The organism is Pelagimonas sp. KU-00592-HH (assembly GCF_040369695.1).
Taxonomy (GTDB): Bacteria; Pseudomonadota; Alphaproteobacteria; order Rhodobacterales; family Rhodobacteraceae; genus Shimia.
In genome coordinates, this window is record NZ_BAABWM010000005.1 from 38,859 (window position 1) to 52,824 (window position 13,966).

Annotated in this window: 13 protein-coding genes; 9 read left to right on the plus strand and 4 right to left on the minus strand. The window is 61.2% G+C overall.

Annotation, left to right across the window (positions count from 1 at the left end):
• The first annotated feature begins 1 nt into the window (after window position 1).
• The gene (locus ABWV42_RS18345) at window positions 2-1,000 is read left to right on the plus strand and encodes a type I glyceraldehyde-3-phosphate dehydrogenase (RefSeq protein ID WP_353341444.1); all 999 of its coding nucleotides are present in this window, start codon (window positions 2-4) and stop codon (window positions 998-1,000) included.
• Here ABWV42_RS18345 and ABWV42_RS18350 read toward each other — a convergent pair.
• Window positions 997-2,769, minus strand: a complete 1,773-nt coding sequence (locus tag ABWV42_RS18350; RefSeq protein WP_353341445.1) for an SLC13 family permease — start codon at window positions 2,767-2,769, stop codon at window positions 997-999. The genes ABWV42_RS18345 and ABWV42_RS18350 overlap by 4 nt on opposite strands.
• A 199-nt stretch (window positions 2,770-2,968) precedes the next feature.
• Between ABWV42_RS18350 and ABWV42_RS18355 the strand changes: the two genes are divergently transcribed.
• Window positions 2,969-3,709, plus strand: a complete 741-nt coding sequence (locus ABWV42_RS18355; RefSeq protein ID WP_353341446.1) for a YebC/PmpR family DNA-binding transcriptional regulator — start codon at window positions 2,969-2,971, stop codon at window positions 3,707-3,709.
• Between the two features lie 129 nt (window positions 3,710-3,838).
• On the opposite strand, the gene ABWV42_RS18360 is transcribed toward ABWV42_RS18355, so the two are convergent.
• On the minus strand, window positions 3,839-4,729 hold the full coding sequence (locus ABWV42_RS18360; protein WP_353341447.1) for a LysR family transcriptional regulator ArgP: 891 nt from the start codon (window positions 4,727-4,729) through the stop codon (window positions 3,839-3,841).
• Window positions 4,730-4,821: 92 nt separating this feature from the next.
• On the opposite strand from ABWV42_RS18360, the gene ABWV42_RS18365 reads away from it, so the two are divergent.
• The 3 genes from ABWV42_RS18365 (at window position 4,822) to ABWV42_RS18375 (ending at window position 7,394) form a co-directional block, all read left to right on the plus strand.
• Window positions 4,822-5,418 (plus strand): LysE/ArgO family amino acid transporter, encoded by a 597-nt coding sequence (locus tag ABWV42_RS18365; RefSeq protein ID WP_353341546.1) that lies wholly within the window; start codon window positions 4,822-4,824, stop codon window positions 5,416-5,418.
• A gap of 89 nt (window positions 5,419-5,507) precedes the next feature.
• Entirely contained in the window at window positions 5,508-6,440 is a 933-nt protein-coding gene (locus ABWV42_RS18370) for a pirin family protein (protein WP_353341448.1), read from the plus strand.
• A gap of 48 nt (window positions 6,441-6,488) precedes the next feature.
• Window positions 6,489-7,394 carry a DMT family transporter gene (locus ABWV42_RS18375; RefSeq protein ID WP_353341449.1) on the plus strand — a complete coding sequence of 302 codons (906 nt, stop codon included), beginning with the start codon at window positions 6,489-6,491 and terminating at the stop codon, window positions 7,392-7,394.
• 27 nt (window positions 7,395-7,421) lie between these two features.
• Here the strand turns inward: ABWV42_RS18375 and ABWV42_RS18380 are convergent, their stop codons facing one another.
• Window positions 7,422-8,246 carry a TauD/TfdA dioxygenase family protein gene (locus tag ABWV42_RS18380; protein WP_353341450.1) on the minus strand — a complete coding sequence of 275 codons (825 nt, stop codon included), beginning with the start codon at window positions 8,244-8,246 and terminating at the stop codon, window positions 7,422-7,424.
• Between the two features lie 91 nt (window positions 8,247-8,337).
• On the opposite strand from ABWV42_RS18380, the gene ABWV42_RS18385 reads away from it, so the two are divergent.
• From ABWV42_RS18385 to ABWV42_RS18400, 4 genes are all read left to right on the plus strand, one after another.
• Window positions 8,338-9,237: a LysR family transcriptional regulator gene (locus ABWV42_RS18385; RefSeq protein ID WP_353341451.1), complete on the plus strand. Its 900-nt coding sequence runs from the start codon at window positions 8,338-8,340 to the stop codon at window positions 9,235-9,237.
• 100 nt (window positions 9,238-9,337) lie between these two features.
• The gene (gene betI, locus ABWV42_RS18390) at window positions 9,338-9,913 is read left to right on the plus strand and encodes a choline-binding transcriptional repressor BetI (protein ID WP_353341452.1); all 576 of its coding nucleotides are present in this window, start codon (window positions 9,338-9,340) and stop codon (window positions 9,911-9,913) included.
• Window positions 9,910-11,418, plus strand: coding sequence for a choline-sulfatase (gene betC, locus ABWV42_RS18395; protein WP_353341453.1), 1,509 nt, complete (start codon window positions 9,910-9,912; stop codon window positions 11,416-11,418). Before betI (ABWV42_RS18390) ends, betC begins: the two co-directional genes overlap by 4 nt.
• A gap of 116 nt (window positions 11,419-11,534) precedes the next feature.
• Window positions 11,535-13,193 (plus strand): BCCT family transporter, encoded by a 1,659-nt coding sequence (locus ABWV42_RS18400; protein WP_353341454.1) that lies wholly within the window; start codon window positions 11,535-11,537, stop codon window positions 13,191-13,193.
• 54 nt (window positions 13,194-13,247) lie between these two features.
• Here ABWV42_RS18400 and betI (ABWV42_RS18405) read toward each other — a convergent pair whose 3' ends face one another.
• A complete protein-coding gene (betI, locus tag ABWV42_RS18405; protein ID WP_255109234.1) occupies window positions 13,248-13,832 on the minus strand; it encodes a choline-binding transcriptional repressor BetI in 585 nt (194 codons plus the stop codon).
• Window positions 13,833-13,966 lie beyond the last annotated feature (134 nt).

Genomic DNA, 13,966 nt, shown 5'->3' on the forward strand with positions numbered 1-13,966 from the left:
CATGAGTGACCGCAAGATTCGCATCTTTCTCAACGGCTTTGGCCGCATTGGTCGGACGCTGCTGCGCATTCTTGCGCAGGGTCGGCACGAAGATATCGAGATCGTCGGGATCAATGACATCGAGCCGCTTGAGACCTGCGCCTACCTATTCGAATACGACAGCGTGTTCGGTACCTTCCGGGGATCGGTGGAAACCGGCGAGGAAGCAATCATCATCAACGGCCAGAGGTTTCCCTTTCACGGGGTGACCGATCTGCGTGAGCTGGATTTGTCTTCTGTAGACGTGGTTCTGGAATGTACGGGCATGGCCGGAACACGTGCGGTGGCCGAACGGGGGCTTGAGGCGGGGGCAGGGTCTGTCCTGATCTCGGGGCCTTCCGACCAGGCGGATATCACCCTGGTCATGGGCGCGAACGAGGACGAGATGGGCGATCATAGGATTATCTCGAACGCCTCGTGCACGACCAACGCGTTGGCGCCGTTGTTGAAGGTCCTGGATGCGGAATACGGGTTGATCTCGGGGCATATGACCACGGTGCATTGTTACACCGGCAGCCAGCCGACGGTGGACAAGCCGCGCGGTGACCTTGCGCGCAGTCGAGCAGCGGCTTTGTCTATGGTGCCAACAACGACCAGTGCGGGGCGCTTGATTGACAAGGTTCTGCCGAACCTCGCGGGGCGGGTCTTGGCGCGGGCGATCCGGGTGCCGACGGCAAGTGTGTCTGCGATCGACCTGACGATTCAGACGGATGCGGCGACTTCGGTGGAGGCGGTCAATGCCCTGCTGAAAGCCGAAGCGGCCAAGGCGCACCTGCTGGGCTGGACGGAAAAGCCGCTGGTCTCGACCGATCTGCGATCGCGGCCAGAGTCGCTGATCCTTTCGGGGCGCGAGACATCGGTTTCGGTTGGCGGGTTGCTGCGGGTCTTTGGCTGGTACGACAACGAGTGGGGCTTTTCCGAGCGGATGCTCGATATGGCCCGCCTGATGGGGCGTCGCTAGAGCGGCCAGAACAGCAGGATCGACGGCACGGATACGGCAACCACAAGGATTTCCAACGGCAGCCCCATGCGCCAGTAATCACCGAAGTGATAGCCGCCGGGGCCAAGGATCAGCGTGTTGTTCTTGTGCCCGATCGGGGTCAGGAAGGCGGAAGAGGCTGCGACGGCCACGGCCATCAGGAAGGGATCTGGCGAGACGCCGAGGGTGTGGGCCATCTGGATGCCGACAGGGGCTGCAACGATGGTTGTTGCGGTGTTGTTCAAGACATCCGAAAGCGTCATCGTGACCAGCATCAAGACAGTGAGCACCGCCCAACCGGGCAGGCCTTCGGTCAGTCCGATCAGCGAATTGGCAATCAGCGCGGTTCCGCCGGCATCTTCGAGAGCCGCGCCCAGCGGGATCATGGACCCCAGGAGAACCACGACGGGCCATTCGATGTGATCGTAGATTTCCGAAATCGGCACGATCTTGGTGAGGACATAGGCAATCACCACGAGGCCAAGGGCGATGGGCAGGTAAAGCAGCCCAACAGAGGCCGCGAGGACGGCGGCGGTGAACAGTCCGATGGCCAGCCAGACCTTGGTGTTGTCGGTGACGACAAGGCCGCGATCTGCCAGAGGCAGGCAGCCAAGCCAGTCGGTGACGTCCGGTCCACGGTCCTTGGGGACCAGCAGGAGGAGGATATCACCCGGTTTGACCACCGTGCGGCGGATGTGTTCGGTGATGCGACGGCCCTCGCGGGAAATGCCCATGAGAACGGAACCCTGCCGCCATGCAAGGCCAAGAGCCTGCGCGGTCTTGCCTGCGATGCGCGCGGTTTCCGGTACCACGACTTCGATCATGTCGAGACCTTCGCCAGCCGCCTTGAGGTGTTCTTCGCGTTTTTCGTCAGAGAAGTTGAGGGACAGGGACGCGCGGAATTCGTCGAGGGCATCCGGCGTTGCCTCGAGGATCAGAGTGTCGCCTGCGTGCAGGCGCGCATTACGGGACGAGCCGTAGCGGCGTTTGCCATCGCGGATCAGGCCAAGGAGGGCCACATCGGCTTCGTCGGCCTGCGTTTGCAACTCCCCCAGACGCTGACCGATCAGCTTGCTTTCTGACGGCACGGTCAGTTCGGCGAGGTATTGGCCGAGGTCAGAGACGGATTTGCCCGCATCTTCCCGAGAGGGGATCAGGCGCCAGCCGATCAGGGCAACAAAGACGAGCCCCGCAATGGCGGTGAGGCCACCGACAGGAGCGAAATCGAACATTTTGTAGGGTTCGCCAAGGGCCTCTTCGCGGATCGATGCGATAATGATGTTGGGCGGAGTGCCGATCAGCGTCGCCATGCCGCCGAGGATGGTGGCAAAGGACAGCGGCATCAACGACAGAGCGGGGCTGCGGCCGGCCTTGCGCGCGGTCTGGATGTCGACGGGCATCAGGAGGGCAAGGGCCGCGACGTTGTTCATGAAGGCGGAAAGGACGGCGCCCACACCCCCCATCAGCGCGATGTGACTGCCGAGGCCACGGGCGCTGTCGACGAGTGTGCGGGTGATGAGCAGGACAGCGCCGGAGCGCATGAGGCCTGCCGAGACCACGAGGACCAGTGCCACGACGATGGTGGCGGGATGGCCAAAGCCTGCGAAGGCGTCATCAACCTTGACGACGCCGGTCACCACGCCAACCATCAGCGCGGCGAAGGCCACGAGATCATAGCGGAAGCGTCCCCAGAGCAGCAGGGCAAAGACGGCTCCGAAAAGAGAAAACAGGATGATCTGGTCAGTGGTCATGCGGCACCTTTTACGCGTTGTCCCTACCCAAACGCAGGGCGCGCAGGATGGCAAGCGGGCTTGGTAAGCGAAAATTCCCCGCTGTCGGCGGGAAAAGCCCCCAAAAGTGCATGGATTAAGAGGCGTGCTCAACTTGCAGGCCCCTGTGGCGTTGGGCTATATGAAGCGAAATTCAGGTAACAGAACAGGGCACGCACACATGGCCGGCCATAGTAAATGGGCAAACATTCAGCACCGCAAGGGACGTCAGGACGCCGCGCGGTCGAAACTGTTTTCGAAGCTGTCGAAGGAAATCACCGTCGCAGCGAAGATGGGCGACCCTGATCCCGACAAGAACCCGCGGTTGCGGTTGGCGGTGAAGGAGGCGAAGTCGCAGTCGGTTCCCAAGGACGTGATCGAGCGGGCCATTAAGAAATCGACGGCGGGTGAAGGCGACGATTACGAGGAAATCCGTTACGAGGGCTATGGCCCGAACGGTGTTGCCGTGATCGTGGAAGCGATGACCGACAACCGCAACCGGACCGCTTCGACCGTACGTTCGACCTTTTCCAAGAACGGCGGCAACCTTGGCGAGACGGGCTCGGTCGGGTTCATGTTCGAGCGTAAGGGCGAAGTGACCTATCCGGCGAGTGCCGGGGATGCGGATGCGATTTTCGAAGCGGCCATCGAGGCGGGCGCAGAAGATGTGGAAAGCTCGGAAGACGGCCACATCATCTGGTGCGAGGACACCGACCTGAACGACGTATCCAACGCGCTTGAAGAGGCGCTGGGTGAATCGGATTCGACCAAGCTAGTCTGGAAGCCGACCACCACCACCGAGATGGACCTGGAAGGCATGCAGAAGCTGATGAAGCTGATTGATGCCCTGGAGGATGACGACGACGTTCAGCGTGTGACCGCGAACTTCGAAGCGTCCGACGAGGTCATGGATCAGCTCTAAGCCGCTTACCAACCCGTTAGGAATGGTTAAGACCGGTGCGCCAAGGCGCGCCGGTTTTTTCTTGGGAAACCCTCGAAAACCAACGTCGGTATTGCGTCGGTATTACGGCTGTATTGCGGAGGTGCCGGTTCAGGCGGGGATCGGGGGCAGGGCCTTGCGGGCGGCCATTTTCACGGCGCGGGTCAGCGGTTCGACCGCGTCGCGCAGAAGGCGTGTCGATTGCCAGTAGAGCGGCGTGTTCAGCGGGGTGTCCGGCAGAAGCGGGACAAGGCGACCTTGGGCGATGTGATCCCGTACGAGGAGTTCAGGGTTCATGCCCCAGCCAAGCCCAAGACAGGCGGCATCAACGAAGCCTTGAGAGGAGGGCAGGCGGTGACTGGGCGGTGTGACCTTGTTGCCGAGGTGCTTTTGCATCCACTGTGCCTGAAGCGCGTCTTTTTGATCGAAGCGCAGCATTGGCGCGTGTTGCACCGCGTCAGACGTGACGCCATTGGCAAAGTGGCGCGCGAAGAAGGCAGGGCTACAGGTCGCGATATAGGCGAGATTGCCCAGCGGGGTGCTATCACAGCCCGCGACTGGCCGGGCATTGGCGGTGATCGCGCCGACGACCTCGCCTTTTCGAAGCCAGTCGGCGGAGAAATCCTGATCGTCGACCAGAAGATCGAAGAGAAGACCGGGGACAGAGGCCAGAGCAGGCAGGAACCATGTGGCGAGGCTGTCGGCGTTGACCGCGATGCGCAGGGGGGTGTCGCTGCCGGGGGTCAGTGCACCGAGATCGCTTTTCAGTTGGCCCTCAAGCAGGCCGACATGATCCATATGGGCGGCAAGGCGACGGCCCGCATCCGTGCCTGTGCAGGGCTGGCCCCGATGCACCAGAAGGGCCCCGGCCTGATCCTCGAGGGCCTTTAAGCGTTGCGAGACCGCAGATTGCGTGATGCCCAGTTCGGCGGCTGCGGCTTCGAAGGAGCCGGTGCGCAGAATGGCGGACAATGCGCGAAGCTGGCCATAGTCTAGGTGCATTAGATTTCCTAATGTCAGGTCAATCACTTTAATTTGTGTAATTCAGAGGGGCCGCGTACTCAAGCCGGGACTGGACAAAGGAGACGGCCATGATGCAGGCGGCAATGGCAGGATTTGCACTCGGATTTTCACTTATCCTCGCCATCGGGGCACAGAATGCTTTTGTGCTGCGGCAGGGGCTGCGCGGGGAATACGTGCTGCCGCTGGTGATGACCTGCGCGGTCTCAGACGCGATCCTGATTGCCGCCGGTGTGGCCGGGTTCGGCATCATCGTCGAACAGATGCCCACGGCAGTGGAGTTTGCGCGATGGGGCGGGGCGCTATTTCTGATCGTCTATGGCGCGATGAGTCTGCGGGCGGCGATGAAGGGGGGCGAGGCGCTGGAGGAAGAGGGGCGCAATGCGTCGAGCCTCTGGGCGGCGGTTTCGACCTGCCTTGTGCTGACTTGGGCAAATCCGCATGTCTATCTGGATACGGTTGTGTTGCTGGGCGGGATTTCATCGCAATACAGCCCGGCCTGGGGCTTTGGTGTCGGGGCGGTCGTGTCGAGTTTCGTGTTCTTCTTCTCGCTGGGCTTTGGGGCCCGTCTGTTGCGGCCGCTGTTTGTCAGCCCGCGGGCCTGGCAGGTGCTGGACGTGGTTGTCGGGCTGACCATGTGGGCGATTGCGGCCAAGCTGATCCTGGGGTGAGGTGCACAAGCCCTGTGCACGGGTGTGCATTGGCGGGGGACGGTATCGCCCTAGGTTGATCAGCATAGCCGCAACGCGAGGAGGCGCAGATGAGCTGGAACCCCTGTATCGACCCCGACCATGTCACGCCCGCACAGCTTGACGATATTGAAACGGTGATTTTGCCCCGTGCCAGTGACCTTGGCGATTTCGAGGTGCGCCGCGCCTTGCCTGCGCCGGGGCGGCGGATGGTGGGCCCCTTCATCTTTTTTGACGAGATGGGACCGGCAGAGTTTGTCACCGGGCAGGGCATCGACGTGCGCCCGCATCCTCATATCGGGCTGGGAACGGTGACCTATCTCTATGATGGCGAGTTCGAGCACCGCGACAGCACGGGCGCGCATCAGATGATCCGCCCGGGCGAGGTGAACTGGATGATGGCCGGGCAGGGGGTGACCCATTCCGAACGCACCAGTGAAGAGACGCGCAGAGGGGCAAGCAACCTGTTCGGCATCCAGACCTGGATCGCCATACCCGAGAAACACGAGGATGATGCGCCGTTTTTCGAGCATCATGGTGCCGGGGCGTTGCCGTTTCTTGAGGCAGAGGGCAAAAGCGTGCGGCTGATCCTTGGATCGGCTTGGGGCGAGGCTGCGCCGGCAACGATGTTGTCGGAAACATTTTATGCCGATGTCGTGCTTGAGGCGGGGGCAAAACTGCCTTTGCCGGTCGAGCATGAGGAACGCGGGCTTTACATCACGCAAGGGTCGGTCGAGATCGCGGGAGACGTGTTCGAGGCGGGGCGCATGATGGTGTTCCGCCCCGGTGATGCCATCACCGTTCAGGCCGGTCCGCAGGGTGCGCGCCTGATGGCGCTGGGCGGGGCGGCGATGAACGGGCAGCGCCATATCTGGTGGAACTTCGTGGCCTCATCGCGCGAACGCATCGAAGAGGCCAAGGCGGCCTGGGCGGCTGGTGACTGGACCAACGGCAGGTTCCAACTGCCTGCGGGGGATGATCAGGAGTTTATTCCACTTCCTTAACGTGTTTCCGATCTCGACATTCCCCGGCCAACGGGTGTTAATGCCGGCATGAGCGAGACAACAACTTCACGACCCCTGATGGGGGTGTTCTGGATGCTGGTGACGGGGGCCTGTTTTGTGGCCGTCACGGCGCTGGTGAAATACCTCGGGCCGCGGGTGCCTGCGGCTGAGGCGGCCTTTCTGCGTTATCTGCTGGGGCTGGTGTTTCTCTTGCCGATGGTGCGCCCGATGCTGCGGGCGGGGCTGACCAAGCGGCAGCTGGGTCTGTTCGGGACGCGGGGCGTGGTGCATACCGCCGGGGTTGTCTGCTGGTTCTACGCAATGACACAGATCCCGATCGCCGAGGTGACGGCGATGAACTATCTCTCGCCGGTCTATGTGACCATCGGGGCGGCACTGTTCCTTGGGGAAACGCTGGCGGCGCGCCGCATTCTGGCGGTTGTCGTGGCCCTGATCGGGGCGGTGATCATCCTGCGGCCCGGATTTCGCGAGGTGAACAGTGGCCACATCGCGATGCTGTTCACGGCGGTGCTTTTTGCAGCCGGGTATCTGATTGCCAAGATCATGAGCGAAGAAGTGAGCCCGTCCGTGGTGGTGGGCATGTTGTCGGTGACGGTGACGATCGGGCTGGCGCCGCTTGCGGCCTCGGTCTGGGTGACGCCGACGCTCTGGGATTTGCTGATCCTGTTCGGGGTGGCCAGTTTCGCGACCGCCGGACACTATGCGATGACACTGGCCTTTGCCGCGGCGCCGGTGACGGTGACCCAACCGGTGACCTTTCTGCAATTGGTCTGGGCGGTGCTGCTGGGGTGGCTGGTGTTCAATGAAAGCGTGGACGTCTGGGTTGTGACGGGGGGCCTTATCATCATCGGGTCGATCAGCTTCATAACCTGGCGCGAAGCGGTGCTGAAGCGGCGGCAGGTCACGCCGACGGACACGGCGACGAAGGTTTAGAGTCCGCGCCGCCATCGATATCTATTGCTAGGGTGTCAACGCAACGCCGTCGACGGTGATCCGGTGCATCAGGCGGCGGAAGCCGTGGTAGTCGTTGATGGCCTTGTGCCAGGTAGCGCGGTTGTCCCACATGGTGATGTCACCGGCCTGCCAGCGGACGCGGCATTGGAATTCGGGTTGTTTGCAGTGGTCGTAGAGCATGGCGAGGATGGCGTCGGACTCGTCTGGTGTCAGGTCCTCGATGTGGGTGGTGAACACGGGATTCACGAACAGCCCGCGCCGGCCGCTCATGGGATGGGTGATAACCACCGGATGCCTTGCGTCCTGCGTGGCGGCCTCGGCGTTGCCAAGCCGCCCGCTTTTCGCGGCCTCGCTGTCTTGAACGCTGGCGCCAAAGACGTGGCGCGAGGAGTGGATGGCGTGGAGGTCATCCAGAAAGCCGCGCATCGTGGGCGACAGGGCGTCGTAGGCCGCGCCCATCGAGACAAATAGCGTATCGCCCCCGAAGGGCGGCATTTCGATGGCGTGCAGGATGGAGCCCATTGCCGGAACCTGATCGTAGGAATGATCGGTGTGCCAGCCTTCGCCCACGGCCTCTTTCTGGTCCTTTTCCTTGAGGACCATGGCGATCTCGGGGTGGCTTTCTACCGGTTTGAAGAACCTGTTGACGTTGATTGGGCCAAAGCGACGGGCAAAGGCGAGGTGGTCGTCGGGGCTGGCGATCTGATCTCGCAGCACGATCACCGAGTAGGTGGCAAAGGCCTCGTGAATGGCGTCGAAATCCTCAGCATTTCGAATGTCTGCCCCATGGATTTCCGCGCCCAATCCGCCGGTCAGTGGCCTGATGTCCATTTGCTTCCTCCCGTTCCTACGTTGTCAGGTATAGGGGATTGCTGAAGATCGGAAAAACTGAATTAATTGACCTAAAGGAAAGGTTTTTCTGATGAATGGGTTCACGCTGCGCCAGTTGGCACTTTTGGTGGAAACCGCCCGCAGCGGCGGGATCGCCCCGGCGGCGCGGATTTTGAATGTCTCTCCGGCGGCGATCTCATCAGCCATCGACAAATTCGAAGAGACCACCGGCCTGATCCTGTTCGACAGGTTTCCCGCGCGCGGGATGCGTCTGACACGCGCAGGGCAGGACTTCATCGTCGAGGCCGAAGCCCTGCTGACGCGTGCAGATGCGCTGGGCCGGCGAATATCTGATCTTGTCGAAGGCACAAGCGGGACCATTCACATCGGTACCCATTATGGCATTGCCCACAAGATCGTATTGCCTGCCGTGCTTGCCTTTCGGGAAAGCCATCCCGGTGTGCGGATCGAGGTTGTCGAAGACGATTATCCAAGCCTTTTAACGGCGCTCGATGCCGGGGATGTCGACGCGCTGGTGGTGTTCGATCAAGGATTTGATGAGGCTAGGCACGCGGTTGCCCCGCTTGCGGACTTGCCGACGCTTGTTCTTTTGTCGGCGGCACACCCGCTGGCGCAGGATGATCGTGTTCCGTTGGAGGCCCTGTCCGGCCTGCCTTATATCGCGGTGTCCCGTGCCGGGCCGGGGCCGAGTTACCTTAGCCTGTTGCAGGCGGCGGGGCTTGATCCCGAGGTGCCCTTTACCTCGCAGTCGCGCGAATTGGTGCAGGCCTATGTGGGCAAGGGGCTGGGATACACTTTGGTTGGTTTTCCGCCGGACAGGAACCTGACCATCGAGGGCGACGCTGTGGTTGCGCGCCCGCTTGATAGGGACATTGGCCGGTTCAGGGTGGTGATTGCGCAGGCGCGGGCCGTGAACGGAAGCGCTTTACTTGATGCTTTTCTGGATGCGTGTCGGGCGCAGGTGGCCTGATAACGCGCAGGACGCCTCTCGATTTTTGAATGTTTATTTTGATTGACTCGTCAATCAATAAAAAATTAACGTCCCCTTCAACACAGTTGGGAGGGGTTCGATGCCCAAGGTCGGGATGGAACCAAAACGACGCCGCGCCCTTGTGGATGCGGCCATCGCCGAGATCGGGGACGCGCGGTCGCTTGACGTAACCGTGGCGCAGATCGCGCGGCGGGCTGGTATGTCGAGCGGGCTTGCGCACCACTATTTTGGAGGCAAGGAGCAGATGATGCTGGCGGCCATGCGCCACATCCTGACGGTCTATGCCGGGAAAGTGCGTGACGGGTTGCGTGGGAAGTGCAATCCGCGAGAGCGGCTGGAGGCCTTGATCCGGGCCAACTTTGAAGACCACGTTTTTGATCGCAGCAAGACAAGCGCCTGGCTGAGCTTTTACGGCATGGCGCAGGGCAATCGACAGGCGGCGCAGCTGATGCGGATGTACCAGTCGCGCCTGCGGTCGAACCTTTTGTATGACCTGCGCGCCCTGACGGACCGCCCAGAAGAGGTGGCGACCGCCATCGGGGCGATGATCGACGGGGTTTACCTGCGGGCGGCGCTGAAAGGCGCGGGGCCGGACCCGAAAGCGCCGGAAACGGTATTGATGACGTTGGACGCATTGCTGGGAGAGGCGAGATGAGCAAACCCAATATCCTGATCTTCATGGTGGATCAGCTGAGCGGGACCCTGTTTCCCGATGGCCCCGCCGACTGGCTGCATGCGCCGAACCTCAAGAAGCTGGCAGCACGGTCGACCCGGTTCGAGAAAGCCTATTGCGCGTCGCCGTTGTGTGCGCCGTCGCGGGCGAGCTATATGACAGGGTTGTTGCCGTCCAATACGGGCGTCTATGACAATGCCGCCGAGTTTGCGCCGGACTTGCCGACATACGCCCACCATTTGCGCCGGGCGGGGTATCAGACAAGCCTGTGTGGCAAGATGCACTTTGTCGGGCCGGACCAGATGCACGGGTTCGAGGAGCGGCTGACCACGGATATCTACCCGTCTGACTATGGCTGGACGCCGGATTATCGCAAGCCGGGCGAGCGGATCGACTGGTGGTATCACAACATGGGGTCGGTGACGGGGGCCGGGGTGGCCGAGATCACCAACCAGATGGAGTATGACGACGAGGTGGCCTATAACGCCACGCGCAAGGTCTATGATCTCGCGCGGGGGCATGATGCGCGGCCCTGGTGTCTGACGGTTTCGTTTACCCATCCGCATGATCCTTATGTGGCGCGCAAGAAGTACTGGGACCTGTACGAGGATTGCGAACACCTGCTGCCGGAGGTCGGGGACCTTGGCTATGACGCGCAGGATGCCCATTCCAAGCGGATTTTCGATGCCAATGATTGGCAGAGTTTCGATATCAGCGAAGAGGATATCAAACGGTCGCGGCGGGCCTATTTTGCCAATATCTCCTATCTGGACGACAAGATTGGCGAGGTTCTGGAGGCGCTGGAGAGCACGCGGCAGGAGGCGGTGATCCTGTTCCTGTCAGATCACGGCGACATGCTTGGCGAACGCGGGCTCTGGTTCAAGATGACCTTCTTTGACGGATCTTCGCGGGTGCCGCTCATGGTGTCGGCGCCGGATATGGAACCGGGAAAGGTTGCGGCGCCGGTGAGCCTGTTGGACATCTGCCCGACGCTTTGCGATCTCGCGGGGATGGACATGACAGAGATCATGCCTTGGACGGATGGCGAGAGCCTGGTGCATCTGGGGCAGGGGGGAGAGCGCACGGCGCCGGTGATGATGGAATATGCGGCCGAGTCCTCTTATGCGCCGCTGGTGTCGCTGCGCTATGGCAAGTGGAAGTTCAACCGCTGTGCGCTGGATCCCGATCAGCTTTATGACATGGAGGCCGATCCGCACGAGTTGACCAATCTGGCTGAGGTGGCAGAGCACCAGGGCACTCTGCAAAGCCTGCAGGCGAAATGCGAGGCACGGTGGGATCTCGGGGCGTTCGATGCGGAGATCCGCGCCAGCCAGGCGCGGCGGTGGGTTGTCTACGAGGCGCTGCGGCAGGGCGGATATACGCCGTGGGATTTCCAGCCCAAGAAGGACGCGACCCAGAGGTACATGCGCAACCACATGGACCTGAACGTCGTGGAGGAAAACCAGAGATACCCGCGTGGCGAATAGCCACAAGTAAAATGGAAGGGTCAGCGCGGAGGCCGTGCTGATCGTCCCCTGTATGTGTGAGTGCCGGTGAGATGGCATTGGGAGAGTAACCAAGTTCCAAGAACAGGGAGTAAGTAATGTCTATCGAACCACCGGTAACAGAGTTGCCGATCAAGACAGCGGAGAAGGGGTTTTACTCCGGCTTTAGCGTCGATGTCACCGTGACCTCCAAACTGGCAGTGGGTGGCCTTGTCATCTGGGCCGTTGCCTTTCCGGAGCAGGCAGGAACCGTTCTTGCCGGTTTCAACAAATTCATTCTGGCGAACTTTGCCAGCTGGTACATCTACGTGATGGCGTCTTTCGTCCTGGTGTGCCTCGGGCTGGCGTTGTGGCCCGCCGCGGGGCGCCTACGTTTGGGACATGACGGGGACCGGCCCGAGTTTTCGAACTTCTCTTGGTTCTCCATGATGTTTGGGGCGGGGATCGGGGTCGGGATGCTGACCTGGGCGGTGGCCGAACCCGTGTATCACTTCAAGAACAACCCGGACGTGATCCAGGGCCTGGCCACGGGGAGCAGCGCGGATAACGTCATGAACGCCTACAAGTGGTCGTACCTGCACTGGGGATTCTCGGCCTGGGCATCCTATGCCATTGCAGGTCTGGCGCTGGCCTTTTTCTCGTATCGTCGCGGTCTGCCATTGACGATCCGGTCGTCGTTGACGCCGCTGTTCGGATCGCGCCTATCGGGGCCGCTGGGGCATGTTGTCGACATCGTCGCAGTGATCGCAACCATTCTGGGCGTGGCACAGACCCTCGGGTTCGGCGTCGAGCAGTTTGTTGCCGGCATGAGCCGCATCGGGATCGGCGGCTGGCTTCTGAACGAGGCGGGGACCGCTTCGACCACCGGGATCATTTTTGCCCTGCTGATCATCATGGGGGCTTCGACCCTGTCGGCGCTTTCGGGTGTTGGCAAGGGGATCAAGTGGCTGTCGAACCTGAACATGGGGCTTTCGATTTTCCTTCTGGGCTTCCTGATGCTGTTTGGCTCGACGTGGTTCGGTATTACCGCGCTGTTCCAGGGCACCTATGAGTACGTGCTGGCGCTGCCCGGTATGCTGTTCGATGTGTTCCGCGGCGATGGCACTGGCGGCGTTGCCGACAAGCTTGAGGGCTGGCAGGGCGGCTGGACCGTGTTCTACTGGGCATGGTGGGTGGCTTTTGCCCCCTTTGTTGGCCTGTTCCTCGCGCGTATTTCCCGAGGTCGCACGATCCGAGAGTTCGTTCTGGGAGCGATGATCGTTCCGGCCATCATGTGCTTTGTCTGGTTCTCGTTTGCGGGCGGCACGGCCATCCAAATGGAGATGTCGGGCGTTGCGAATGGTGCGATCTTCTCGGCCACGGACGGCGACAAGATTTTCGCAATGACGGGGCTGATCCTTGGGGATGTCCTTGGGTGGGGCATGGCAGTGATCATCGTGATCCTGTTGATGACCTACCTCGTGACATCGGCGGACTCGGCTGTCCTGATCGTGAACACCATCAATGCCGCCGGGGACGAAGGTCCGAAGGCGCGGCCTCACATCATCTTCTGGGGCAGCGCACTGGGACTGGTCGTTGCGGCGCTTTTGCTGGTTGGCGGCCTCAAGGCGATCCAGACCGCGATGGTGATCGGTGCACTTCCGTTTTCACTTGTGATGGTCCTGATGTGCGTGGCGCTGATCAAGGCGATCTATCGCGACAGCAAGCGTGCGGCGCATGGCTTGCCGACGACAATGGCGGAGAATACGGACGCCTGAGCAAAATGCCAATTGCAAGTCGGCCGGTGCCCGCGCGGTGCCGGCCGTTCCTGTTCAGTGGTCGCCGTTCAGGAGCAGGCGGGCAACGCGCCGGGCTTCGGAACGGGCATAGGCCGGATCCAGCGGGGCCGCGGACTGCGCGGCTTCAAGCCAGACACCGTCCATGTAGCATTGCAACGCATCGCGCACCGTCTCGCGGCGGCAGTCTTCGACAAGCGAGCGCAACTCGGCGCGGAAATGCGAGGTCACACGGGCACGGTTGATTCTGTGCAGGCGGGCGAGGGGGGGGGAATAAGGGGCGTTTGCCCAGAACTGCATCCAGAAATTGCAGTGCTCGACCGTATAAAACCTGTCGTCAAAGTTGGCATCAAGCACGGCAATCAGGCGATCCTGCGGTGATTTTGCCTCTGCGTAGCGTTCGAGCATTGCGGTTTTCAGGAGCGACAGGAGCCGCCGCATGGTGGCCTCCATCAGTTTTTCCTTGGACCCGAAGTAGTAGTTGATCGAGGCGGCCGTTGCTCCGGCCTCGCGCGCGATTTCCGCCATTGTCACAACAGCATAACCACGCTGATGAACGGCTTTAAGGGTCGCCTGGATCAGCTCGTCGTGGCGGATGTCGCGGATTCTTCTTCTGCTCATGAAATTCAGTTTGAACGTTGGCGGATCATGTCGCAAGCGCGATTGTGAATGCGGAATTATTAAATGAGCGTTTAAAAAATTGCTTTGGAATTTCAAAAATTGCTGATAGCGTCCGCTTCCATCATCAATTGGGG

Bases quoted from the DNA above. Each gene is read 5' to 3' on its own strand.
- betI (WP_255109234.1), bottom strand. From the start codon at position 13,832: ATGAGCAGAAGAAGAATCCGCGACATCCGCCACGACGAGCTGATCCAG.
- ABWV42_RS18350 (WP_353341445.1), bottom strand. From the start codon at position 2,769: ATGACCACTGACCAGATCATCCTGTTTTCTCTTTTCGGAGCCGTCTTT.
- ABWV42_RS18365 (WP_353341546.1), top strand. From the start codon at position 4,822: ATGCAGGCGGCAATGGCAGGATTTGCACTCGGATTTTCACTTATCCTC.
- ABWV42_RS18370 (WP_353341448.1), top strand. From the start codon at position 5,508: ATGAGCTGGAACCCCTGTATCGACCCCGACCATGTCACGCCCGCACAG.
- betI (WP_353341452.1), top strand. From the start codon at position 9,338: ATGCCCAAGGTCGGGATGGAACCAAAACGACGCCGCGCCCTTGTGGAT.
- ABWV42_RS18400 (WP_353341454.1), top strand. From the start codon at position 11,535: ATGTCTATCGAACCACCGGTAACAGAGTTGCCGATCAAGACAGCGGAG.
- ABWV42_RS18375 (WP_353341449.1), top strand. From the start codon at position 6,489: ATGAGCGAGACAACAACTTCACGACCCCTGATGGGGGTGTTCTGGATG.
- ABWV42_RS18385 (WP_353341451.1), top strand. From the start codon at position 8,338: ATGAATGGGTTCACGCTGCGCCAGTTGGCACTTTTGGTGGAAACCGCC.
- ABWV42_RS18355 (WP_353341446.1), top strand. From the start codon at position 2,969: ATGGCCGGCCATAGTAAATGGGCAAACATTCAGCACCGCAAGGGACGT.
- ABWV42_RS18380 (WP_353341450.1), bottom strand. From the start codon at position 8,246: ATGGACATCAGGCCACTGACCGGCGGATTGGGCGCGGAAATCCATGGG.
- betC (WP_353341453.1), top strand. From the start codon at position 9,910: ATGAGCAAACCCAATATCCTGATCTTCATGGTGGATCAGCTGAGCGGG.
- ABWV42_RS18345 (WP_353341444.1), top strand. From the start codon at position 2: ATGAGTGACCGCAAGATTCGCATCTTTCTCAACGGCTTTGGCCGCATT.
- ABWV42_RS18360 (WP_353341447.1), bottom strand. From the start codon at position 4,729: ATGCACCTAGACTATGGCCAGCTTCGCGCATTGTCCGCCATTCTGCGC.